The organism is Lysobacter arseniciresistens ZS79, assembly GCF_000768335.1.
Taxonomy (GTDB): Bacteria; Pseudomonadota; Gammaproteobacteria; order Xanthomonadales; family Xanthomonadaceae; genus Novilysobacter; species Novilysobacter arseniciresistens.
The window spans coordinates 1-21,518 of record NZ_AVPT01000019.1 but is presented as its reverse complement, the minus strand read 5'-3'; the positions used below and the strand labels follow the sequence as shown (position 1 = coordinate 21,518).

Annotated in this window: 21 protein-coding genes and 1 tRNA gene; 10 read left to right on the top strand and 12 right to left on the bottom strand. The window is 71.5% G+C overall.

The features are described 5' to 3' along the window. Window positions 1–163 precede the first annotated feature (163 nt). Genes yidD through N799_RS09940 form a run of 3 tightly spaced genes read left to right on the top strand, consistent with a single transcriptional unit; the run spans window position 164 to window position 2,638 of the window. Window positions 164–385, top strand: coding sequence for a membrane protein insertion efficiency factor YidD (gene yidD, locus N799_RS09950; protein WP_036211703.1), 222 nt, complete (start codon window positions 164–166; stop codon window positions 383–385). Between the two features lie 28 nt (window positions 386–413). Next, window positions 414–1,766 (top strand): dihydroorotase, encoded by a 1,353-nt coding sequence (locus N799_RS09945; protein ID WP_036211700.1) that lies wholly within the window; start codon window positions 414–416, stop codon window positions 1,764–1,766. 2 nt (window positions 1,767–1,768) lie between these two features. Further along, a complete protein-coding gene (locus tag N799_RS09940) occupies window positions 1,769–2,638 on the top strand; it encodes a M23 family metallopeptidase (protein ID WP_484502514.1) in 870 nt (289 codons plus the stop codon). Window positions 2,639–2,641: 3 nt separating this feature from the next. On the opposite strand, the gene N799_RS14450 is transcribed toward N799_RS09940, so the two are convergent. The 7 genes from N799_RS14450 to efp all read right to left on the bottom strand — a co-directional run bounded on the left by N799_RS14450 (window position 2,642) and on the right by efp (window position 9,622). Further along, complete coding sequence (locus N799_RS14450) at window positions 2,642–4,369, bottom strand: GGDEF domain-containing protein (RefSeq protein WP_052101441.1); 1,728 nt, start codon at window positions 4,367–4,369, stop codon at window positions 2,642–2,644. Between the two features lie 119 nt (window positions 4,370–4,488). Beyond that, window positions 4,489–5,388 (bottom strand): GTP cyclohydrolase FolE2, encoded by a 900-nt coding sequence (gene folE2 / locus N799_RS09930; RefSeq protein WP_275040614.1) that lies wholly within the window; start codon window positions 5,386–5,388, stop codon window positions 4,489–4,491. A 153-nt stretch (window positions 5,389–5,541) separates the two neighbouring features. After that, window positions 5,542–6,294: an isoprenoid biosynthesis enzyme family protein gene (locus N799_RS15665; RefSeq protein ID WP_052101440.1), complete on the bottom strand. Its 753-nt coding sequence runs from the start codon at window positions 6,292–6,294 to the stop codon at window positions 5,542–5,544. Then, window positions 6,287–6,964, bottom strand: a complete 678-nt coding sequence (locus N799_RS09920) for a phosphoglycolate phosphatase (RefSeq protein WP_036211691.1) — start codon at window positions 6,962–6,964, stop codon at window positions 6,287–6,289. The genes N799_RS15665 and N799_RS09920 overlap by 8 nt, the downstream gene beginning before the upstream one ends. Before the next feature lie 4 nt (window positions 6,965–6,968). Beyond that, window positions 6,969–7,688 carry a bifunctional 2-polyprenyl-6-hydroxyphenol methylase/3-demethylubiquinol 3-O-methyltransferase UbiG gene (gene ubiG, locus N799_RS09915; RefSeq protein WP_036211687.1) on the bottom strand — a complete coding sequence of 240 codons (720 nt, stop codon included), beginning with the start codon at window positions 7,686–7,688 and terminating at the stop codon, window positions 6,969–6,971. 30 nt (window positions 7,689–7,718) lie between these two features. Further along, window positions 7,719–9,056 (bottom strand): TRZ/ATZ family hydrolase, encoded by a 1,338-nt coding sequence (locus N799_RS09910; RefSeq protein WP_036211685.1) that lies wholly within the window; start codon window positions 9,054–9,056, stop codon window positions 7,719–7,721. Then, the gene (efp, locus tag N799_RS09905) at window positions 9,056–9,622 is read right to left on the bottom strand and encodes an elongation factor P (protein ID WP_036211682.1); all 567 of its coding nucleotides are present in this window, start codon (window positions 9,620–9,622) and stop codon (window positions 9,056–9,058) included. Before efp ends, N799_RS09910 begins: the two co-directional genes overlap by 1 nt. A 113-nt stretch (window positions 9,623–9,735) precedes the next feature. On the opposite strand from efp, the gene epmB reads away from it, so the two are divergent. Both epmB and N799_RS09895 read left to right on the top strand, forming a co-directional pair. Then, window positions 9,736–10,755, top strand: coding sequence for an EF-P beta-lysylation protein EpmB (gene epmB, locus N799_RS09900; protein WP_036211680.1), 1,020 nt, complete (start codon window positions 9,736–9,738; stop codon window positions 10,753–10,755). 337 nt (window positions 10,756–11,092) lie between these two features. Further along, window positions 11,093–13,171: an EAL domain-containing response regulator gene (locus tag N799_RS09895; protein ID WP_036211678.1), complete on the top strand. Its 2,079-nt coding sequence runs from the start codon at window positions 11,093–11,095 to the stop codon at window positions 13,169–13,171. A gap of 79 nt (window positions 13,172–13,250) precedes the next feature. Here N799_RS09895 and htpX read toward each other — a convergent pair whose 3' ends face one another. After that, the gene (htpX, locus tag N799_RS09890) at window positions 13,251–14,150 is read right to left on the bottom strand and encodes a protease HtpX (RefSeq protein WP_036211785.1); all 900 of its coding nucleotides are present in this window, start codon (window positions 14,148–14,150) and stop codon (window positions 13,251–13,253) included. A 144-nt stretch (window positions 14,151–14,294) separates the two neighbouring features. Between htpX and gluQRS the strand changes: the two genes are divergently transcribed. The 3 genes from gluQRS (at window position 14,295) to phaR (ending at window position 16,570) form a co-directional block, all read left to right on the top strand. Then, complete coding sequence (gene gluQRS, locus N799_RS09885; protein ID WP_036211781.1) at window positions 14,295–15,200, top strand: tRNA glutamyl-Q(34) synthetase GluQRS; 906 nt, start codon at window positions 14,295–14,297, stop codon at window positions 15,198–15,200. A gap of 73 nt (window positions 15,201–15,273) precedes the next feature. Continuing rightward, window positions 15,274–16,014: an acetoacetyl-CoA reductase gene (gene phbB, locus N799_RS09880; protein ID WP_036211676.1), complete on the top strand. Its 741-nt coding sequence runs from the start codon at window positions 15,274–15,276 to the stop codon at window positions 16,012–16,014. Window positions 16,015–16,087: 73 nt separating this feature from the next. Beyond that, a complete protein-coding gene (phaR, locus tag N799_RS09875; protein ID WP_036211779.1) occupies window positions 16,088–16,570 on the top strand; it encodes a polyhydroxyalkanoate synthesis repressor PhaR in 483 nt (160 codons plus the stop codon). 11 nt (window positions 16,571–16,581) lie between these two features. Here phaR and N799_RS09870 read toward each other — a convergent pair whose 3' ends face one another. After that, complete coding sequence (locus N799_RS09870; protein WP_052101439.1) at window positions 16,582–17,514, bottom strand: M48 family metallopeptidase; 933 nt, start codon at window positions 17,512–17,514, stop codon at window positions 16,582–16,584. A 37-nt stretch (window positions 17,515–17,551) separates the two neighbouring features. Then, window positions 17,552–19,402, bottom strand: a complete 1,851-nt coding sequence (locus N799_RS09865; protein ID WP_036211673.1) for a formylglycine-generating enzyme family protein — start codon at window positions 19,400–19,402, stop codon at window positions 17,552–17,554. Window positions 19,403–19,534: 132 nt separating this feature from the next. Between N799_RS09865 and rnd the strand changes: the two genes are divergently transcribed. Together rnd and N799_RS09855 are read left to right on the top strand one after the other, a co-directional pair. After that, complete coding sequence (rnd, locus tag N799_RS09860; protein ID WP_036211670.1) at window positions 19,535–20,647, top strand: ribonuclease D; 1,113 nt, start codon at window positions 19,535–19,537, stop codon at window positions 20,645–20,647. A gap of 51 nt (window positions 20,648–20,698) precedes the next feature. Further along, window positions 20,699–20,774, top strand: a tRNA-Ala gene (locus N799_RS09855). Window positions 20,775–20,886: 112 nt separating this feature from the next. On the opposite strand, the gene N799_RS09850 is transcribed toward N799_RS09855, so the two are convergent. Together N799_RS09850 and N799_RS09845 are read right to left on the bottom strand one after the other, a co-directional pair. Continuing rightward, window positions 20,887–21,078: a carbon storage regulator gene (locus tag N799_RS09850; RefSeq protein WP_036211666.1), complete on the bottom strand. Its 192-nt coding sequence runs from the start codon at window positions 21,076–21,078 to the stop codon at window positions 20,887–20,889. 2 nt (window positions 21,079–21,080) lie between these two features. Continuing rightward, window positions 21,081–21,497 (bottom strand): hypothetical protein, encoded by a 417-nt coding sequence (locus N799_RS09845; protein ID WP_152597896.1) that lies wholly within the window; start codon window positions 21,495–21,497, stop codon window positions 21,081–21,083. Window positions 21,498–21,518 lie beyond the last annotated feature (21 nt).

The window sequence follows — 21,518 nt, the reverse complement described above, 5'->3', positions numbered from 1 at the left end:
GGCGGGAAAGCGCGCTGTTATACCCTGCCCCGACACCCTCGGCAACCTTGCACCGACAGCGCCGCAAGCCCCTGCCAACACTTTCATCCGGCGTGGCGGACGGACGTGCACCGGGCCGCGACTTCCGTTGCGCCATCATGGCGGCAAAACCCGCCACGGACCCATGATCGACCGCCTGCTCATCGCCCTGCTGCGCGGCTACAAACGCTGGATCAGCCCGTTGCTCGGGCCGCGCTGCCGGTTCCACCCTACCTGTTCGGAGTACGCGATGCAGGCCGTCGCCCGGTTCGGCGCCGTCAAGGGCGGCTGGCTGGCGCTGCGCCGCATCCTGCGATGCCATCCGCTGCACCCGGGCGGGCACGACCCCGTCCCGCCACCACGCTGACACCCCACCCACCAACCAAGGACCCCGGATGACCGCCAACGCGACTCTTATCGTCAACGCCCGCCTGGTCAACGAAGGTCGCGAGTTCGACGGCGACCTGCGCTTCGAGGACGGCCGCATCACCGCGATCGGCAGTGGCCTGGCGGCGCGCGCCAACGAGACCGTGGTCGACGCCGCCGGCCGGCGCCTGCTGCCGGGGATGATCGACGACCAGGTCCACTTCCGCGAACCGGGGATGGAGCACAAGGCCGACATGGCCATCGAATCGGGCGCCGCGGTGGCCGGCGGCCTGACCAGCTTCATGGACATGCCCAACACCAGCCCGCCGACGCTCGACGCCGAGGCGCTGGAGGACAAGTACCGCCGCGCCGCCGGCCGGGTGCGCGGCAACTACGGCTTCTACATGGGCACCAGCACGTCCAACCTGGAGCACATCCAGCGGCTCGACCCCAAGAGCGCGCCGGGGGTCAAGGTGTTCATGGGCGCCTCCACCGGCAACATGCTGGTCGACGACCCGGAGGTGCTCGACGCGGTGTTCCGCGACGTGCCGACGCCGATCATCACCCACTGCGAAGACACGCCGATGATCGAGGCCAACATGGCCCGCTACAAGGCGCAGTACGGCGATGACATCCCGGCCGAGTGCCACCCGGACATCCGCTCGCGCGAGGCCTGCCAGAAGTCGACCGAGCTGGCGATCTCGCTCGCCCGCAAACACGGCACCCGCCTGCACGTGCTGCACATCTCCACCGCCAACGAGCTGGCGCTGTTCGAGGCCGGCCCGCTGGTGCGCGCCGACGGCAGCCGCAAGCAGATCACCGCCGAGACCTGCATCCACTTCCTGCGCTTCGACCGCGGCGACTACGCCACGCTGGGTCACCTGATCAAGTGCAACCCCGCGATCAAGGACGCCTCCGACCGCGAGGCGCTGGTACGCGCGGTGGCCGGCGACGTGATCGACGTGCTCGCCACCGACCATGCCCCGCACCTGCTGGAAGAGAAGCAGAACCCCTATACGCGCGCCCCGAGCGGCCTGCCACTGGTGCAGTACGCGCTCAACGCCGCGCTCGAACTCGTCCACGAGGGCCACCTGAGCACCGCCCAGGTGGTGCAGAAGTTCGCCCACGCACCGGCGCAGCTGTTCGACGTGAAGGGCCGCGGTTACCTGCGCGAGGGCTACGCCGCCGACCTGGTGCTGATCGACGACACCCCGCTGACCGTGCGCCGCGAGGACGTGCTGTCCAAGTGCGGCTGGTCGCCGTTCGAGGGCCGCACCTTCCACAGCCGCATCGCCTCGACCTGGGTCAACGGCGTGCTGGCATGGGACGGCACGCAACTGGTCGGCGCCCCCAACGGCCAGCGGCTGGAGTTCGACCGTTGAGGATCTGGCTGTCCGCCGCCGGCGTCGCATTTCTGGCCGCCTGCGCGGGGGTTTCGACCGCGCCGGCAACCGCGGCGCCGCAGGTGGCCGCCGACGATGCAGCGGCCGACGCGCCGGTGGCGGACCGGCGGGTCGTGTTCCCGCCGTCGGTGCAGCAGGGCGCGCTGGTGATCGGCAAGGTGCCCGCCGGCAGCCGCGTTTCGCACGGTGGGCGCGACCTGCGTGTCACCGGTTACGGCACGGTCGCGTTCGGCGTCGCGCGGACCGAGGACGGGCCGGTCGGGGTCGAGGTGGTCCGCCCCGACGGCAGCCGCGAGACCGTCAGCATCGCGGTCACCCCGCGTGACTGGCCGATCGAGCGCGTCAACGGCGTGCCCCGCGGCACGGTCGACCCGCCACCGGCGATTGCCGCGCGGATCGCGCGCGAGCAGGCGGCGGTCAGCGAAGCGCGCACCCGCGACGAGGCACGCACCGGTTTCGCCCAGCACTTCGCCTGGCCGGTGGAAGGCCGGATCAGCGGCCGCTTCGGCAACCAGCGCATCTACAACGGCACGCCCGGCTCGGCCCACTCGGGCATGGACATCGCCGCGTCCAACGGCACGCCGGTCAGGGCGCCGGCCTCCGGCGTCGTCACCTTTGCCGACGACCTCTACCTGACCGGTGGCACCGTGCTGCTCGACCACGGCCACGGCGTGAGTTCCAACTTCCTGCACCTGTCGCGGATGGATGTCGCGGTCGGCGACGTGGTCGAACAGGGCCAGGTCATCGGCGCGGTCGGCGCCACCGGGCGCGCGACCGGCCCTCACCTGCACTGGGGCATGAACTGGTTCGACGTGCGGATCGACCCGCTGCTGGTGCTGGAGCGGCGCTGACGTTCAATCCGGGGTAGCGACGAACCGCGGGTGGCTGCCGGTGACCCGCGGGTCGTGCCCGGTGACGCGGTCGCGGCCGGCGGTCTTGCTGCTGTAGAGCGCCGAGTCCGCGCGCTCGACCAGGTGCTCGACGGTCTCGCCGGCCGCCAGTTCGGCCACGCCGAGGCTCAGGGTCGCGTCGAACAGGCGGTCGTCGATCGACAGCGGCCGGCAGTTGACCGCCGATCGCAGGTTCTCGGCCACGCCCAGGGCCTCGTTGAGCCGGGTGTCGGGCAGCATCACGATCATCTCGTCGCCACCCCAGCGCCCCATCAGGTCGTAGGTACGCAGCCGGTTGCGCGTGCGCAGCGCGATGAAGCGCAGGAAGCTGTCGCCGACGCGATGGCCGTGGTCGTCGTTGATGCGCTTGAAGCGGTCGACGTCGAAGAACACCACCGACAACGGCGTGCCGCTGCGGTGCGCATCGGTGACGGCGGCGGCGAGGCGCTCCTCCATCGCCGGCCGGGACAGCGCCCCGGTCAGGGTGTCGAAGGTCGCCAGCCGGCTGACCCGGTCGCGGTCACGGCGGACCTTCTGCAGCGCGTCGGTCAGGCCGATCATGATTACCGCCCCCGCCAGCACCAGCGCGGCGGAGCGCGCATGCTCCAGCCACTCGGGCGCGACCCACAGCCCCAGCCCCGCGGCGCCGCCGGCCACCAGCACGGCGAGAGCCGGCAACCACGCCAGAAGCACGAAACCGGCCGGCCGCTCGCGGGCGATGCAGCCACGGACGCAGGCCACCAGCAGCGCGCCGGCCGCGACCAGTCCCGCGATTTCCGCGATCGGCACCACCCAGCGCAACGCGCCCACCAACGCCGCCATCGCCAGCACCAGCAGCACTGCCGCGCAGCCGGCCACCAACCGGAAAAGCGCCGGATGCCGCCCGCGCAGCTCCAGATAGTGGGTCAGGAACCCGAGCGTGGCCAAAGTCGCCGCGAGGCTGGCGAGGACCACGCCGCGCGGGTCCTCGCCGAGCACGGTGGCCAGCCCCGGCACCAACCGGATCTCGCCACCGCTGGTCGCGAAGAACGCCGCCTGCGCCAGCAGCGCGAGCAGCAGGTAGCCGTAGCCGCGCTCGCCGATCCCCACCCAGAAGCCGAGTGCGAGCAACGCCAGCAGCACGAATCCGCACAGCACCGCCGCGCGCCATGCCACGTGCACGAGCTCGCGCTGGTGCAGTTGCACCAACGGTTCGATGTCGACCGGAACCGCCAACGGCGCCATCGCCCGGACCCGCAGGTAGACCGCCTGCCCCGCCTGCAGCCCGTCAGGAAGCGGTACCGCCAGCGCACGTTGCGGGAACCCGGCGGGCGCTCCGTTACCCGGGCCATCGGCGACCGGCATCGGCTGGCCGGGCAACCAGGCTTGCACCCGCGCAGCGCCCGGACGGTCCAGCACGATATGCGGTTGCGCCGTCGCCGGCACCGCGGTGGCGGACACCAGCCGCCACCAGCTGACACCCGGCGCGGATTCGCGGATGACGCCGCCCGGCCCGGCTTGGAACCGGTGGTCCAGCGAGCCGCTGACGACATCACGCGGTACCGGGTCGGCGTCGAGCCGTGACAGCGACAGGCCCGAAGCGGGCGGCCCGGCATCGCTGCTGGCTTGCGTCGGCCACGGCATCGCGGCCAGCAGGGCGAACGCCAGGCAGCCGCACAGGCACAGCTTCCACCGTTGCAGGGGCGTCCCCATACCGATCCCGGCCGCACGATCGCCCGAGCATAGCGCGATCGCCGGGCGGGCCAACGCCACGCAATCGGGACACGAATCCGGCCAGCCGGCGGGACACACGCCCGCCGGCCCGGGCAGGGTCAGGCCGGCGCGCCGCTGCCGGTGACGCGCGCGACGGCGTCGTGCGCGTGCAGGCTCTCGAAGTGCGCCACCTCGGCATCGAAGCGCTCGATGCGGCGGTCGTCCGACAGCACCGCGGCCACCCGGCGCGCGGCATCCTCGCAGAACATCAGGTTGGCGGCGTTGAGGCGGGCGAAGGCCTGCTCGTCCTCGCGCTTCACCGCGGTCTGTACCGGGGTGGCGAGCGCCTGCTCCAGCGCGTCGATCAGTGCGGTGAGCGGCAGTTCGTCGAAGGCGGGGCGCAGCTCGACCCGGACGTCTGCGCGACTGCGCTGGGCGTGCGGGGTCGCGGCGAGGCCGCGCTCGGAGGCCAGCCAGTCGTGGATCGCGCCGGCCAGCGGGCGGGCGTCGGCGAAATCCTCGGCGAAACGGTCGGCGTTGAGCTGGCGCGACAGCGCCGCCGAGGCCGGGCAGGTGCTGGAGTACTCGACCGCGAACCGCAGCGCCAGCTTCAGGTGGCCGTCGACCAGGCAGGCGTCGATCTCGACCGGGTAGCGCTTCCAGCCGGCATTGCCGCTGGCCAGCGCCGGTCGCAGCAGCAACTGGTCGTAGCGCAGCACCAGGCGCGCCGCGCCGGACAGCCCGGACTGGGTGTCGACCAGCGTCTGCAGCACGCGTCGCAGGCCGGCCGGGGTCACCACCTCGGTGGCGAAGGCATGCTGCAGTTCGAGGTAGAGCCGCGACATGTGGATGCCGCGGGCGTCGGGGTCGAGCAGGTTGACCGAGACGTCGACCGAGGCCGCGACCTGGATGGACTCGCCAGCGGGGCCGGCGACACGCAGCGGCACGGCGATGTTGGACATGCCGACCCAGTCCAGCGGGCGCGCCAGCGCGGCGGCGTCATGGGCCACGTCAGGCAGGCGGCGGGGAGCGTTGGGGGATGTGTTCACAGGCTCGGGGTATGGGCGCAACGGGAGGTTTGCAACGCCGCCATTCTACCGGCCGCCCCTCGCGGGCCCGCCCCGGCGGCTGGAACGGCCCGTCCCGGCAGCGCGAACAGTGTTGCGGGTCCGTCAGGCGCGGGCGGCGCGCCAGCCGACCAGCAAGGCGCGCCAAGGCGGCAGCGGGCGGGCAGGATCGGGCCGGGAAAGCCGCGCGCGGGCCAGGGCCGCGGCGACCCGGCGCGAGCGCGGACCGCACGCGACCGGCCACTGGTCGCGCAGCCGGGCCGCCCACAGCGGCCGCGGATCAGCCTCGCCGGCGCGGGCGATGATGCTCAGCGGCACGCCGGCATCGCCCTCCGGCAGCAGGCGGGCCTGCAGCAGGGTCGCGCTGACCAGCGCCGTCGCGTCGTCCAGGGGAGTGTCGGCAACCGCGGTGTCGGCAAACATCGCGGCCTCGATCCCGGCGACGGCGCGGGCAAACGGGTCCAGGGCCGAGAACGCCTCCGCCACGTCACCGGCACGCTCGCGGCTGCGGGCCAGCGACGGCAGCGCCGCGGCCAGCGTCGCCCACGGGGCCGGCTGGCCCTGCAGCACCGCGCCCAGCGGGTGCCGCCGCGCGCCGCGCACCCATCCGGCGAGTTCTTCCTGCCACCAGCCCAGCTTGGCCTCGCCCGGTATCGGGTCGCTGCCGCCCCAGGCCGCGTCGGTCAGCTCCTGCTGCAAGGTGGCCCAGGCGGCCGCCACCGCGCGCTGCGGCTGGGGGACGAAGACCTCGGCCACCATCCACTCCGGCCAGCGCGCGCGCCACTTGTCGACGAAGCCGGCCAGCGCCGCGGCGGGTTCGTCGCGGCTGTCCACCGGCGGCTGTTCGGTCTCAGTCATTGCAGTGTGGCCAGGCCATGGCGTTGCAGAGGTCGGCGGGCTGGTCGACCAGGACGTCGCCCTGCCAGGCGAACGGGTCGTCTTCCGAAAGCCGGTAGCCCCACAGGGCGACCACCGACGGCATCCCAGCGGCGCGTGCGGCGACGATGTCGCGCTCGTCGTCGCCGACGTAGATGCACTGCGACGGATCGACGCCGATTCGTTCGGCAGCCACCCGCAGCGGCAGCGGGTCGGGTTTGCGCGCCGGCAGGCTGTCGCCGCCGATCAGCACTTTGCAGCGGTCCTGCCAGCCGAGCATCGGCAACAGCGGCGCGGCCAGCGATTCGGGCTTGTTGGTGACGATGCCCCATACGCTCCCGGCCGCCTCCAGGCTCGCGAGCATCGCCTCGACGCCCTCGAACGGCCCGCAGTGGCGGCCCAGCTCGCTCCGGTAGCGGTCGAGGAAAACGGGAATCCAGCCCTCGCGCGTCGCTTCGTCGATATCGGGAAACGCGGCCTGCACCATCGCCCGCGCGCCCTTCGACACGTGCGGGCGCAGTTCCGCCAGCAGCATCGGCTCGCCGCCACGGTCGGCGCGCATGGTGTTGATCGCGGCGAGCATGTCGGGCGCGCTGTCGAGCAGGGTGCCGTCGAGGTCGAACAGCACCGCGCGGGGGAATGGCCGGCTCATGCGGTCACCCGGGCTTTCGCGCGCAGGCCAGGTAGTTGACGTCGGCCCGCGAAATCAGCCGCGCACTGTTGCGCCACGGCTCGTACATCAGGCCGCTGACGTCCTCCAGTTGCAGGCCGGCGGCGCGAAGCCAGGCACCGAGTTCGGACGGGCGGATGAAGTCGCGGTAACGGTGGGTGCCCTTGGGCAGCAGCCGGGCAACGTACTCGGCACCGACGATCGCCAGCGCGAACGCGGCCGGGGTGCGGTTGAGGGTCGACAGGAACAGCCGGCCGCCGGGACGCAGCAGGCGCGCGCAGGCGTCGATGATCGCCGCCGGGTCGGGCACGTGCTCCAGCATCTCCATGCAGGTGACCGCGTCGAACGAACCCGGCGCCTCGTCGGCCAGCGATTCGACCGCCTGCTGGCGATAGTCGACCGTCACCCCGCTCTCCAGCCCGTGCAGCCTCGCGACCTTGACCAGCTCGGGCGCCAGGTCGATCGCCGTCACGCTGGCGCCCTCGCCCGCCAGTGCCTCGCTGAGCAGGCCGCCGCCGCAGCCCACATCGAGCACCCGCGCATCGCGCAGGGCGACACGGCCGGCGACGTAGCCCAGCCGCACCGGGTTCATCGCATGCAGCGCCTTCTGCGGGCCCTGCGGGTCCCACCAGCGCTGGGCCAGCGCGCCGAACTTGTCGAGTTCGGCCTGGCTGAAGTTGCTGGAAGCGGACGGCGCTGCGGTCATGGGGTTCCCCGGTTCGGGACAGATTGAAGGTCAGGCGCGGATCGCGGCGATGCGGTCGCGCCACTGCCGTGCGTTGGCGACCAGCGCGGCGACGTCGATGTCGACCAGCTCGCGCCTGCGCAGCTTCGGCCGGCCGGCGATCCAGACGTCGCTGACCTGGTGGCGGCCGGTCGCGTAGACCAGTTGCGAGACCACGTGGAACAGCGGCTGGCTTTCCAGCTGGCCGAGATCGACGCAGGCCAGGTCGGCCTGCTTGCCGACCTCGATCGAACCGATCGCGTGCTCCAGCCCCATCGCCTTCGCACCGCCGAGGGTCGCCGCACGCAGCGCGCTGGCGGCGCCGAAGGCCGCCGCGTCGCCGGCCACCGCCTTGGCCAGCTGGGCGGCCGTGCGCATCTCGCCGAACATGTCGAGGTCGTTGTTGCTGGCCGCGCCGTCGGTGCCGATGGCGATGTTGACGCCCGCCTTCTCGAGCTTGCCGACCGGGCAGAACCCCGACGCCAGCTTGAGGTTGGACTCCGGGCAGTGCACCACGCTGACGCCACGCGCCGCGCACAGTTCGATCTCGGCGTCGACCAGCGTGGTCATGTGCACCGCGATCAGCCGGTCGTTGACCAGGCCGAGCCGGTCGAGCCGCGCGAGCGGGCGCTGGCCGTGCTTCCCGCGCGACTCTTCGACCTCGAAAGCGGTCTCGTGGGTGTGCAGGTGGACCGGCAGGTCGAGCTGGTCGGACAGCATCCGGATCCGCTCGAAACTCGCGTCCGAGACCGTGTACGGCGCATGCGGGACGAACGCCATCGTCACCAGCGGGTCGTCGCGCCACTGGTCGTGGACCTCGCCGGCGCGGTCGAAGTACTCGTCGTCGGTCGCCGCCCACGCGGTCGGGAAGTCGATCACCGGCAGGCCGACCACCGCGCGGAAGCCGTGGCGCTTGTAGGTTGCGGCCTGGGCGTCGGGGAAAAAGTAGTTCTCGTTGGCGCAGGTGGTGCCGCCGCGCAGCATCTCGGCGATGGCCAGGGTGACGCCGTCGCTGACGAACTCCGGCCCGATCACCGCCGCCTCTACCGGCCAGATGTGGCCCTGCAGCCACTCCATCAGCGGCAGGTCGTCGGCGACGCCGCGCAGCAGCGTCATCGGGTTGTGGGTGTGGGCGTTGACCAGCCCCGGGATCAGCGCCGCGTCGGGACGCGACACCACCTCGGCCGGCTGGAACCGCTCACGCGCCTCCGCCGTCGGCAACACGCCGACGATGACGCCACCGGCCACCGCCACGGCATGGTCGGCCAGGACCGTGCCGTGCGGCTGCACCGGGACCACCCAGCCGGCTTCGATCAGCAGGTCGCAGGGCTGGCGGGCGGTGTCGGTCATCACTTGACCCGGCTGACGTACTCGCCCGAGCGGGTGTCGACCTTGATCACCTCGTCCTGGCCGACGAACAGCGGCACCCGGACCACCGCGCCGGTCTCCAGCGTCGCCGGCTTGCCGCCGCCGCCGGAGGTGTCGCCACGGACACCCGGGTCGGTCTCGGTGATCTTGAGCTCGACGAAGTTGGGCGGGTTGACGAAGATCGGCACGCCGTTCCACAGCGTCACCACGCACTCCTCCTCGCCCTTGAGCCACTTGGCCGCGTCGCCGACGCCGTTCTTGTCGGCCTGGACCTGCTCGAAGCTGGACGGGTCCATGAAGTGCCAGTACTCGCCGTCGGCGTAGAGGAACTGCATGTCGGTGTCGACCACGTCGGCGGCCTCGACCGAGTCGGTCGCCTTCATGGTGATTTCCTGCACGCGACCGCTCTTGATGCTGCGGTACTTCACGCGGGTGAAGGCCTGGCCCTTGCCCGGCTTGACGTACTCGGTGTCGGTGATGATGCACGGGTCGTTGTTGACCAGGATCTTCATCCCGTTCTTGACGTCGTTCATGCCGTAAGTGGCCATGCGGAGCTCCTGCGAGTAGATGAATACGGCTCGCCGCCCGGCCGGTGCGGCGGGCGGCTAGAATGTCGGGCTGCCTCCGGCCACGCCGGAACGCAAAGCAGCACAGGACCCGAATGATACCCGCAGCCCCGGCCCTCCCGCAGCCCGCGACCCCGCCGTCACCGAGCTGGCAACAGCTCTGGCGCGATGCGGTGCGCGAGCCGGCCGAGCTGCTGGGTCTGCTCGGGCTCGACCCGGCCACGCTGGACATCCCGCCGGCGGCGCTGGCGCAGTTCCCGCTGCGGGTGCCGCGCGGCTTCGTCGCCCGCATGCGCCGCGGCGACCCGCACGACCCGCTGCTGCGCCAGGTCCTGCCGCTGGGCGACGAGTTGCAGCCGATGCCCGGCTTCAGCTTCGACGCGGTCGGCGACGGCGCCGCCCGATCCGGCCACGGGGTGATCCAGAAGTACCGCGGCCGCGCCCTGCTGGTCGCCACCGGCAGCTGCGCGGTCAACTGCCGCTACTGTTTCCGCCGGCATTTCCCGTATGCCGAGGAGACCGCCGCGGCGGACCACTGGCGACAGGCGGTGGAGGTGATCCGCGCCGATGCCGGCATCGAGGAGGTCATCCTCTCCGGCGGCGACCCGCTGTCGCTGGCCACCCCAAAGCTGGCCGAACTGACCGCCGCGCTGGCCGGCATCGGCCACCTGCGTCGCCTGCGCATCCATACCCGGCTGCCGATCGTGCTGCCCGAGCGCGTCGACGAAGCCCTGCTGGCGTGGCTCGGCGGCCTGCCGTGGCCGGTGGTCGTGGTGGTGCACGCCAACCACGCCAACGAGTTCGACGCCGCCGTGGACACCGCCATGGCGCGCCTGCGCGGGGTCGGGGCGACCCTGCTGAACCAGGCGGTGCTGCTGCGCGGGGTCAACGACTCGGTCGACGCGCTGGCCGACCTGTCCGAGTGCGGCCACCGCGCCGGCGTGCTGCCCTACTACCTGCACCAGCTCGACCGGGTGCAGGGCGCGGCCCATTTCGAGGTGGACGACGACCGCGCCCGCGCGCTCCACGCCGCGCTCGCGGCCCGCCTGTCGGGCTACCTGGTGCCGCGCCTGGTCCGCGAAGTGGCCGGCGACACCGGCAAGCGGCCGCTCTAGCCCCTCCAGCGGCGCCCGTCCGGGGACCGCCCGCCCCGCGCGTCCGGGACGGCCGCTGCCGGCGCCGGTTCGCGTAGCAACCCTTGAAGGGCGTCACGGACCGCCGGCGCGGCATCTGTCATAAGCATCAGGTGCGACACGCGATCGGCGCGGCCCAGGGGGGCCCGGAGCCACCGGCACGGCCCGGCGCGTCGGCACGCAAGGGGGGGAGAACATGCTTTCATATGCACGTGGCGACGCTGCGGTCGCGGACACGTCTGTCCCGCTTCCGCCCGAGGCGGCGCTCCGCCTCGTCCCGGCCCCGCGCCCCCAGGATGTCCCCCCGGACGGAGAACCTATGCAATCTGCGAAAGACATGGTGTTGCGGCTGCTGATCGTGGACGACAGCGTCGAGGCGGCCGAAGCCATCGTCAGTGGACTGCGCAACGCCGGCATCGCGGTCCGGCCCAGCCGACCCGAGAGCGAGGAGGCCCTGGATGCGCTGCTGGCCGGCCCGCCGCTGGAGCTGGTCCTGGCCGCCGAGGATTCGCGCACGCTGCCGCCGGCCACCGTCATGCAGCGCGTCGACGCGACCGGCAAGGACCTGCCGGTGATCCTGCTGGTCGACGCGATCGACGACACCGTGCTGCTGCAGGCCACCGCTTCGGGCGCCGCCGGCATCGCGCTGCGCCGGCAGATCGACCAGGTCGAGGCCATCGCCCGCAAGGAGTGGACCGCGCTGGAGTCGCGCCGGGCCCTGCGCAAGCTGGAATCCCAGGTCCGCGAGACCGAGCGCCGCTGCGACGCGCTGATCGACTCCTCGCGCGACCCGATCGCCTACGTCCACGAAGGCATGCACATCCGCGCCAACAGCGCCTACCTGGAGATGTTCGGCTTCGACTCGTTCGAGGACATCGAGGGCATGTCGCTGCTGGACATGGTCGCGCCGCAGCATGTCGACGACTTCAAGCAGCTGCTCAAGCGCCTGGGCAAGGGCGAGGCACCGCCGCCGCGGCTGGAAATGGAAGCCCGCACGCTCGAGGGCGAGAGCTTCCCGGCGGTGATGGAGTTCACCGCCGCGACCTACGAGGGCGAGGCCTGCCAGCAGGTGATCCTGCGCCGGCAGGAGTTCGACCCGGAACTGGCGCGGGAGGTCGAGGAGCTGCGCCAGCGCGACCAGGCCACCGGGCTGCTCAACCGGCCGACCTTCCTGCGCCAGCTCGAGGACACCGTCACCGACGCGGCCCGCAACGCCAGCCACCACGCCCTGCTGCTGGTCGAGCCCGACCATTACGCCAAGCTGCTGCAGGACCTCGGGCTGGACGCGGCCGACAAGCTCATCGCCGCCTGTGCCCGACGCCTGCAGAGCGCGCTGGGGCCGGACGACGTCGTGGCCCGTTTCGGCGAGCACCAGTTCGCGGTGCTGCGCGCCGGCAGCGACTACCACGGCACCGTCGCCCTCGCCGAGGCCGTGCGCGCCGCGTTCGCCGCGGCCGTGCTCGACGTCGACGACCGCTCGCTCAACGCCACCGCCAGCATCGGCGGCGTGCAGATCGGCCAGAAGATCGCCAGCGTCACCGCGGTGCTCGGCAAGGCGCACGAGGGCGTGCAGTCGGCGGCCGGCGTCGGTGGCAACCGGGTCGAGATCTTCGATCCCGGCGCGGTCGACCGGGCCGAGGAGGAGCGCGTCGAGGCCTGGGTCAACCGGATCCGCGACGCGATCGACGGCGAAGGCTTCGTCATGCACTACCAGCCGCTGATCAGCCTGCATGGCGAACCGGTGGAGATGTACGACGCCTACCTGCGCATGCGCGGCGAAGGCGGCGAGCTGGTCCAGCCGCTGACCTTCCTGCAGATCGCCGAGGAGCACGGCCTGCTGTGGGAGATCGACCGCTGGGTGGTGGGGCGCGCCATCGCCGACATCGGCGAGCGCCTGCGCAGCGGCCACCGCACCACCCTGCTGGTACGCATCAACGAGGTGTCGCTGCAGGACGACAGTCTGCTGCAGCACATCCGCGAGCAGCTGGCCAAGCATGGTGCCGAAGGCCAGCTGCTCGTGTTGCAGCTGCCGGAGTCGAAGGTGTTCACCCACCTCAAGGCGGCGCAGGCGTTCCAGCAGCGCGTCGCCGAGCTTGGCGTCCGGGTCGGGCTGGAGCAGTTCGGCAGCGGCCTGAACTCGTTCCAGCTGCTGAGCCACTTCAACGCCGACATGCTCAAGCTCGACCGCGAGTTCACCGAGGAGCTTGCCGGCAGCGCCGAGCACCAGGAGCGGGTCCGCGAAATCGCCGCCAAGGCACGCGAGATGGGCAAGCAGACGATCGCCAACTTCGTGCAGGACGCCGGCAGCATGACCATCCTGTTTGGCGCGGGGATCGACTACGCCCAGGGCCATTTCCTCGCCCAGGCGGGGCCGCAGATGGATTACGACTTCAACTGACCGGCCTCGTTGCCGGCACGAAAAAGCCCGCCGATCTGGCGGGCTTTTTGCGTCCGGCGCAAGCGTTCGCTGCCGCGGATCAGGCCGCGGTGCGCACTGAATCCGACATCCGCTTCAGCGCGGCGATGCGCTCCTCCAGCGGCGGGTGGCTCATCAGCAGCCGCTTCAGGCCATGGCCGACCGCGCCGCTGATGCCGAACGCCGCCACCTGCTTGGGCAGCGTGCTCTCGCCGTAGGTCTGCGACAGCCGCTGCAGCGCGGCGACCATCTTGTCGCGGCCGGCCAGGCTGGCACCGCCCGCGTCGGCGCGGAACTCGCGGTGCCGCGAGAACCACATCGCGATCATGCTCGCGAACAGGCCGAACACCATGTCCAGCACGAACACGATGATGTAGTAGCCGAAGCCCGGGCCGCCTTCTCGGTTGCCACTGATGTAGCTGTCGATCACCCGCCCGACCACGCGTGCCAGCACGATCACGAAGGTGTTGAGCACGCCCTGGATCAGCGCCATCGTCACCATGTCGCCGTTGGCCACGTGGCTGACCTCGTGGGCCAGCACGGCCTCGGCCTCGTTGCGGTCCATCGCCCGCAGCAGGCCGGTGGAGACCGCGACCAGCGAGTTGTTGCGGCTCGGCCCGGTGGCGAAGGCGTTGATCTCCGGCGCGTCGTAGATCGCCACTTCCGGCATCTTGATGCCCGAGTTCTCGGCCTGGCGGCGGACCGTGTCGACCAGCCACTGCTCTGCCTCGTTGCGCGGCTGCTCGATCACGTGCGCGCCGGTGGAGCGCTTGGCCATCCACTTGGACATCATCAGCGAGATCAGCGAGCCGCCGAAGCCGAACAGCGCGGCCATCACGATCAGCACGCCGTTGTTGCCGAGGGTGACGCCGAAGACGTTCTGCAGAATGCTCAGGACGATGCCCAGCAGCACCATCACCGCCAGGTTGGTTGCGAGGAACAGCGCGACGCGCTTGAACATGTGGACACCCTTGCGCGCACCATGCGCGGTCATGGCGGAAGTGTGGCAGGCTCGCCGGGAATTCAAGATGACCGGCCGGCGCGGGCGTCCGCGGAACGCGGCCATCGGTGCTCTCCGCGCGTGCCCTCCACCCTGCCCGACCCCGTGCCTCCACCCGCCTCCTCACAGTCCTGCGCCCCCGCCCCCGCCCCGGCCTATCGCGGCCGGTTCGCGCCTTCGCCCACCGGCGACCTGCATCCCGGCTCGCTGATGGCGGCGCTGGGCAGCTGGCTGCTCGCACGCGGGGCCGGCGGCGAGTGGCTGGTCCGGATCGAGGACCTCGACCCGCCGCGCGAGGTGCCCGGCGCGGCCGACCGGCAACTGGCCGCGCTGCGTGCGTTCGGCCTGCATCCCGACGGTCCGGTGGTCCGCCAGAGCGAGCGTGGCGACCTGTACCGCCGGGCGCTGGACCGGCTGCTGGCGGACGGCCACGCATTCGAATGCCATTGCAGCCGCGCCGACCTGGCCGCGACCGGCGGCATCCACCGTCGCTGCGTCGCAACCACCCGGCGCCCTCGGCCGGCGGTCCGGTTGCGGGTGGCGCCCGATGCCCGCGTCGCGTTCGAAGACCTCGTACGCGGCCCGCAGGTTCAGGACGTCGGCGCGACGGTGGGTGACTTCGTCCTGCTGCGCGCCGACGGCTACTGGGCCTACCAGCTCGCGGTGGTGGTCGATGACGCCGCGCAGGGCATCACCGACGTCGTGCGCGGCGCCGACCTGCTCGACTCGACCGGCCGCCAGATCCTGCTGCAACGCGCGCTCGGGCTGCCGGTCACGCGCCACGCCCACCTCCCGCTGGTGACCGGCGCCGACGGCCGCAAGCTGTCCAAGTCCGAATCGGCACGGCCGGTCGACCCCACCGATCCCCTGCCCGCCCTGCGCCGCGCCTGGGCCGCGCTCGGGCAGGACCCCGCGGCACTCGCCGGGGCGGACCGCGTGACCGACCTGCTCCCGGCAGCGCGCACAGCATTCCGGCCGCAACTGATCGGCCGTGGCGACACCGCGTCCTGACCCTGCATCGCACAACAGACATTTCACAATCGCGGACTAGACTGAGGTCGGGCACACGGGGAGGAGGAACGACATGCAGGCACGCGTTGCACTGGTCACCGGCGGCACCGGCGGCATCGGTACTTCGATCGTCAAGCGGCTCGCCGGCATGGGCCACCGGGTGGCGACCAACTTCCGCGACGAGGGCCGCGGCCGCGAATGGCAGGCGCGGATGAAGGACGCCGGCGTCGATGTCGCGATCGCCCGCGGCGACGTGTCCTCGCCCGAGCAGGCCGAGTCGCTGGTGCGCGACATCGAGGAGCAGCTCGGCCCGGTCGACATCCTCGTCAACAACGCCGGCATCACCCGCGACTCGACCTTCCACAAGATGACGCCGCAGCAGTGGAACGACGTCATCTGCACCAACCTCAACTCCTGTTTCAACGTCACCCGCCCGGTGATCGAGGGCATGCGCGCGCGCAAGTGGGGGCGGATCGTGCAGATCAGCTCGATCAACGGCCAGAAGGGCCAGTACGGCCAGGCGAACTACGCCGCGGCCAAGGCCGGCATGCACGGCTTCACCATTTCGCTGGCGCAGGAGAACGCCAGGTTCGGCATCACCGTAAACACGGTGTCGCCGGGCTACATCGGCACCGACATGGTGATGGCGGTGCCGGAGGAGATCCGCGAGAAGATCGTCGCGCAGATCCCGACCGGGCGGCTCGGCACGCCCGACGAGATCGCCTACGCGGTGTCGTTCTTCGTCCCCGACGAAGCCGGCTGGATCACCGGCGCCAACCTGTCGGCCAACGGTGGCCAGTACATGGGCTGGTAACGCCGCCACAAGTTGCAAAGCGGCGCCGGCGTGGGCCATGCTGCGGAGCATCATGCAACCGAGCGCCCGCTCCATGGCCCAGACGCGCGTCATCAAGAAGTACCCCAACCGCCGTCTCTACGACACCGAGATCTCCAGCTACATCACCATCGAGGACGTGCGACAGCTGATCGTCGACGGTGAGGAGTTCGAGGTGCGCGACGCCCGCTCGGGCGAGGACCTGACCCGGCAGGTGCTGCTGCAGATCATCGCCGAGCACGAGCAGGACGGCGAACCGGTGCTGTCGACCCAGCTGCTGAGCCAGATCATCCGCTTCTACGGGGACTCGCTGCAGGGCTTCATGGGCACCTACCTGGAGCGCTCGATGCAGGTCTTCCTCGACCAGCAGCAGCAGTTCCGCAAGCAGATGGGCGGCATGATCGGCCAGACCCCGTGGACGATGATGAACCAGCTGACCGAACGCAACCTGTCGATGTGGAAGGAGTTCCAGCAGAACCTTTCCGGCAGCGTCGGCCAGAACGCCGCCACCGGGAAGAAACCCGACTCCAAGCGCTAACGTCGACGCGCCTACTGCAGCGGCTGGTCCGCGCAGTACTGGCGGTGGAACTCCAGCGCCTGCGGCATCAACGACTGCAGGTGCTGGATCCGGTTGGCCGGGTCGGGGTGGGTCGAGGCGAACTCCGGCGGCGACTGGCCGCCGCTCGATGCCGACATCCGCTCCCACAGCGGGATCGCCTGGCGCGGGTCGTAGCAGGCCGCGGCCGCCAGCATCAGCCCGACCTGGTCGGCCTGGGTCTCGTGGCTGCGGCCGTACGGCAGGATGAAGCCGTACTGCGCACCGGCGCCCAGCGCCGCCATCACCGCCTGCTGCTGTTGCGGGTCCATCCCGCCGATCGCCATGCCGGCGGCCATCTGCCCCATCTGCACCAGCTCCTGCTGGGCCATGCGCTGGGAGCCGTGGCGCAGCAGTGCGTGGGCGATCTCGTGCCCCATCACCACCGCCATCGCGTCCTCGGTCTGCGCCACCGGCAACAGGCCGGTGTAGACGGCCATCTTGCCGCCGGGCAGGCAGAACGCGTTGGCCTGGTCGGACTGGATCACGCTGACGTCCCACTGGAACTGCTCGTAGAACGTCGGCGCCTGCTGCTGGTTGCGCTGCGCCAGCTGCGTGGTCACCTCCGGCACGCGCGCGACGAGGCGCTGCGCGATGGTGCGTATCTGCCGGCTGACCTCGGTGTCCGGCGGCAGCAGGGCACCCTGCGCCTGCGCGTCGCCCAGCACCTGCTGGTAGGCCTGCGCGCCCAGCTGCACTTCCTCGGCGGCGCTGGCGCCGTAATGCGCGGTCTCGCCGGTGTACGGGTCGGTCTCGGCGCTGCCGAACCACTGCCACGCGGCGTAGCCGGCGAACAGCAGCAGGATCCACCAGCGGATGCCGCCCCCGCGGCGTCGCCCGGTAGCGGGCTGGCGGCGACGCAGGCCGCCCAGGGAACCGATTGCCATCGACAACTCCTCGATACCGCCCGGCCGGGCGGGTTGGTCAGATCTCGCGGACGACGCGGAAGCCGACGCGCGCATTGGTGGTATTGGCGTCGCTCCCTAGCCGCCACGCCGAACGGGTCTGCGCCGGCGAGCTCGCCCACGCACCGCCCCGCACCACCCGCGTGCGGCAACCCGGGTTGAACCAGGCCTTGCCGTCGGCGGGCGCGCGCCGGTAACTGTCGTGCCAGCAGTCGGCGACCCACTCGCTGACATTGCCGGCGACGTCGTGAAGGCCGAATGCATTGGTCGCGTACGAACCGACCGGCGCCGGCCCCCAGGCGCCGTCGTCCAGGCCGTCGAACGCGTTGCGCCAGTTGCGCCCGCCCGGCGAGCTGTCGCCGCTGCCGGTGAAGTTGCCGGTGCCCGGTGGCGGCGTACCGTCGCCCCACGGGAAGCGCGTGGTGCTGCCGGCGCGCAGCATGTATTCGAACTCGGCCTCGCTCGGCAGGCGGTACCCGTGCCCGGTCTGTTCGGCGAGCCAGGCCGCGTAGGCCGCGGCGTCGTGGGCGCTGACGTGCACCACCGGCAGGTCGTCGCCGGCCGGCTTGCCGGCGTAGTCCGAGCGCCAGTCGACCCCGCTGCGCCGCACCAGGTTGCCACTGCGCTCGTCGTAGACGGTGGAGTAGCCGCGCCGGGTCGCGCGAGGCTCGTAGCCGGTGGCGGCGACGAAGCGGCGGAACTCGCCCACGGTGATCTCGTTGCGCGACACCGCCAGCCCGCGCTCGAACCGCACCGTCCGCACCGGGCGCTCGGCGTCGGTCGAACCGGCCTCATCGGCCTCCGCCCCCATCCGGAACGCACCGTGCGGGATCACCACCATCTCCGGCCCGCGCCCGGCGCGGCCAAGCGCTTCGGTGAACGCCTGGCCGGGGCGGAACAGGCCGTAGTGGCTGGCCAGCTCGATCCGCTCGCGCAGCTCGACCGCGGCGGAGTCACCCGGCGGGGCGATCCTGAGCATGCGGGCGAGGTATTCGCGCGCGGCATCGACATCGGCCTCGCGCGCCAGCACGGCGATGCCCAGGTCGCGCAACTCGCGCACCCGCGCACCACGCGTGCGCGCCATGCGCAGCCGGGCCTGTTCGACCGTGTCCATGCCGGGCCGGACGCGGGCGGCGCGGTCGAGCCAGTCGTCCGCGGCTTCGTAGTCGTCGGCCTTTGCCGCCAGTTCGGCCTGGCGGATGAGCGCGCTTTCGGCCGCGGCGAGGCCCTGCATCGCGCGCGCATCGCCCGGGCGCAGCTCCAGCGCCTCGCGGAAGGACGTCACCGCGCCTGCACCGTCGAGGCCGAACTCGCGCCGGTTGAGCGCCGCCTCGCCGCGCCGGTTGGCCTGCGCGGCGTGCGCGGCCCGGTCGACCTGCGCGAGGTAGTCGGTGACCGCCTGCTCGGACGGCGCCACGTCGCGCGCGACCGCCGCAATCTCGCGCGCCCGCACCAACGCGGCCGGTTCGCTGTCGATGGCCGCCAGCGCCGCCCCGCCCTGCTCCAGCAACGCGCCCGTCGCGGCGGCCAGCCCGGCCTCCGCGTCGGCATCGTCCGGGGCGTGCTCGCGCAACGCGAGGTACAGCGGGATGGCGTCGTCGGCGTCGCCGAACAGCTCGCCGGCCGCCAGTGCCGTCGCCGCCTGTTCCTTCATCGACTCGACATCGTCATCGGCGACCTCGACCCGTGGCGGTTCCCAGTCGGGCACCGGCGCCACCTGCTGGCCGGGCTCGACGCGCACGATCTGGGGCCGCCCGTCGGCATCACCCACGTCGCCGGTCGCCGCCGCGCGGTCGCCCGTGCGGTCCGAGCACGCCGCAAGCAGCGCCAGCAACGCCGCCAGCCCGCAATGGCGTAGCGTGCGCGTCATCGTCACTCGGCCACCCGTCCCGACCACTGGCGTTCGTGCACGCGAGTCCTCCGGCCCTGAAGGGCGCACCGAAAGTAGGCTATTGTCGCCCGCCGGGGCAACTTCGTCCCGCCGCCGACACGCAACCGCCCCGTGCAAAGCCCATCTTCCCCCGCACCCGAGTGGGTCACCGACCCCGCGGTGCTGGCCGCCCTCCTCGCCCGGCGCCCCTCGCGGCTGGGGCTGGACACCGAATTCATCCGCGAACGCACCTACTGGCCGCAACTGGCGCTGGTGCAGATCGCGCTGGAGCACGAAGGGGCGCTGGAGATCCTGCTGGTCGACGCGCTCGCCCCGGGCATCACCGACGCGCTTGCGCCGATCCTCGCCGACGAGTCGATCCTCAAGGTCATGCACAGTCCGAGCGAGGACCTGGTCGCGTTCAAGCATGCCTGCAACGTCGTCCCGCGGCCGCTGTTCGACACCCAGCTGGCGGCGGCGCTGGCCGGCGTGGGCGGCGGCCTGGGGTACCAGAAGCTGGTCGAACAGCTGACCGGCGTCGCACTGGCCAAGGGCGAGACGCGCTCGGACTGGCTGCGCCGGCCGCTGTCGCCGGCCCAGCTCGAGTACGCCGCCGACGACGTACGCCACCTGTTCGAGATGCACGACGTACTGGACGGAATGCTGGCCCAGCTCGGGCGGCGCGGCTGGCTGGAAGACGACGCGGCGCGCACCGTCGCCAACGCCACCGACGACGCCGCCGAGCGCTGGCCGCACCTGTCGATGCGCTCGGCGCAGTTCCTCGACCTGGAGGCGCAGCGCCGACTGGTCCGCCTGCTGCGTTGGCGCGACGTCCACGCCCGCGAAGCCGACCGCCCGCGCAGCTGGATCCTCGACAACGAACTGGCGGTCGACCTCGCGCGCAGGCCGCCGACCGACCGCGCCGCCCTGCAGGCGCGGCTGGACGCCCATCCCAAGGCACCGCGCAAGCTGGGCGACGTGGTCTGGCGCGCCTTTTCGACCGAACTCCCGGACGAGGCCGACACCCCCGACGCAAGCCTCGCCGAAAAGCGCGACAAGCAGCGCCTGCGCGACCTGCAGGTCGCCGTCGCCGCACGCGGGGCCGAACTGGACCTGCCCGACGGCCTGCTTGCCTCACGCCGCTACCTCGAAGCCCTGCTCGACCACGGCCACTGGCCACCGGCGCTGGAGGGCTGGCGCCGCGAGCTGCTGGAACCGGTCCTCGCCCCGCTGCTGCCGAAGTAACGAAGGGACTGGCGCCCGGGCATCGCTTCCCGCTAGAATTGCGCCCTTCGTGGGGCGGTAGCTCAGCTGGGAGAGCGTCGCGTTCGCAATGCGAAGGTCGGGAGTTCGATCCTCCTCCGCTCCACCACGAAACCAGCGTCACCATGCAAAAAGCCCCGCTCGCGCGGGGCTTTTTGTTTTTGGCGAATTCGCTGCGATAGCCGTGGACCAGCGTGACATCCCACCACGACGGGACTGACTCAAGCCCCATCCCGGGAAGCCTGCGACGCCCCGCACTGCATTCGCCGACGGATCTCCCCGCGGTACACCGGCACATCCCGTGGCGCAGCGATCCCGAACTTGACCTGCCCGTCGCGGACCGACCGCACCGTCACCCGGACTGAGCTACCGACGGATACCACTCCCGCCTCCCTGCGCGTGAGCAGCAGCATGGTCAGAGCTTTGGATCGGACTGGTCGGGCGACCATTGCCAGAAGGTTGCACCGTAGGCACTGCCCTCGATCTCGGGGAATACGTCGCCCTGCTTGAAGTAGCGACGGCTGTTCTGCTTGGCGGGGGTGTGCCACCACCCCGAGCGCGACGCGGGCTTGCCTGCCTCCACACGCGAAATCGAGGAATCATCCGGGGACGCCGCACCGTGGTGCTTGTGCGCATTTTCCCTCATGTAATCGAAGCTGCCTTTCAGCGCTACGAAAAAGTCCCAGTCCGCCAACTCCGGCTCCGGAAAGCTGAAGTCCATCATGTACGCCGTCATGTAGGGCGTCTGATCGTAGATGTGGCGGTAAATTAACTGTCCGTCAGGCTCGTAGATGCTGAATTGCATATGGTCCGCCGCGCGATTCGGGTTCACCCCCGTTTTCACGGACACTTA

Coding starts and splice junctions, on each gene's coding strand:
- N799_RS09920 (WP_036211691.1), bottom strand. CDS start 6,964: ATGAGCCGGCCATTCCCCCGCGCGGTGCTGTTCGACCTCGACGGCACC.
- N799_RS14450 (WP_052101441.1), bottom strand. CDS start 4,369: ATGGGGACGCCCCTGCAACGGTGGAAGCTGTGCCTGTGCGGCTGCCTG.
- phaR (WP_036211779.1), top strand. CDS start 16,088: ATGGCCCAGACGCGCGTCATCAAGAAGTACCCCAACCGCCGTCTCTAC.
- htpX (WP_036211785.1), bottom strand. CDS start 14,150: ATGTTCAAGCGCGTCGCGCTGTTCCTCGCAACCAACCTGGCGGTGATG.
- N799_RS09870 (WP_052101439.1), bottom strand. CDS start 17,514: ATGGCAATCGGTTCCCTGGGCGGCCTGCGTCGCCGCCAGCCCGCTACC.
- N799_RS09910 (WP_036211685.1), bottom strand. CDS start 9,056: ATGACCGACACCGCCCGCCAGCCCTGCGACCTGCTGATCGAAGCCGGC.
- N799_RS09945 (WP_036211700.1), top strand. CDS start 414: ATGACCGCCAACGCGACTCTTATCGTCAACGCCCGCCTGGTCAACGAA.
- ubiG (WP_036211687.1), bottom strand. CDS start 7,688: ATGACCGCAGCGCCGTCCGCTTCCAGCAACTTCAGCCAGGCCGAACTC.
- N799_RS09895 (WP_036211678.1), top strand. CDS start 11,093: ATGCAATCTGCGAAAGACATGGTGTTGCGGCTGCTGATCGTGGACGAC.
- epmB (WP_036211680.1), top strand. CDS start 9,736: ATGATACCCGCAGCCCCGGCCCTCCCGCAGCCCGCGACCCCGCCGTCA.
- N799_RS09850 (WP_036211666.1), bottom strand. CDS start 21,078: ATGCTGCTGCTCACGCGCAGGGAGGCGGGAGTGGTATCCGTCGGTAGC.
- efp (WP_036211682.1), bottom strand. CDS start 9,622: ATGGCCACTTACGGCATGAACGACGTCAAGAACGGGATGAAGATCCTG.
- phbB (WP_036211676.1), top strand. CDS start 15,274: ATGCAGGCACGCGTTGCACTGGTCACCGGCGGCACCGGCGGCATCGGT.
- yidD (WP_036211703.1), top strand. CDS start 164: ATGATCGACCGCCTGCTCATCGCCCTGCTGCGCGGCTACAAACGCTGG.
- N799_RS09865 (WP_036211673.1), bottom strand. CDS start 19,402: ATGACGCGCACGCTACGCCATTGCGGGCTGGCGGCGTTGCTGGCGCTG.
- N799_RS15665 (WP_052101440.1), bottom strand. CDS start 6,294: ATGACTGAGACCGAACAGCCGCCGGTGGACAGCCGCGACGAACCCGCC.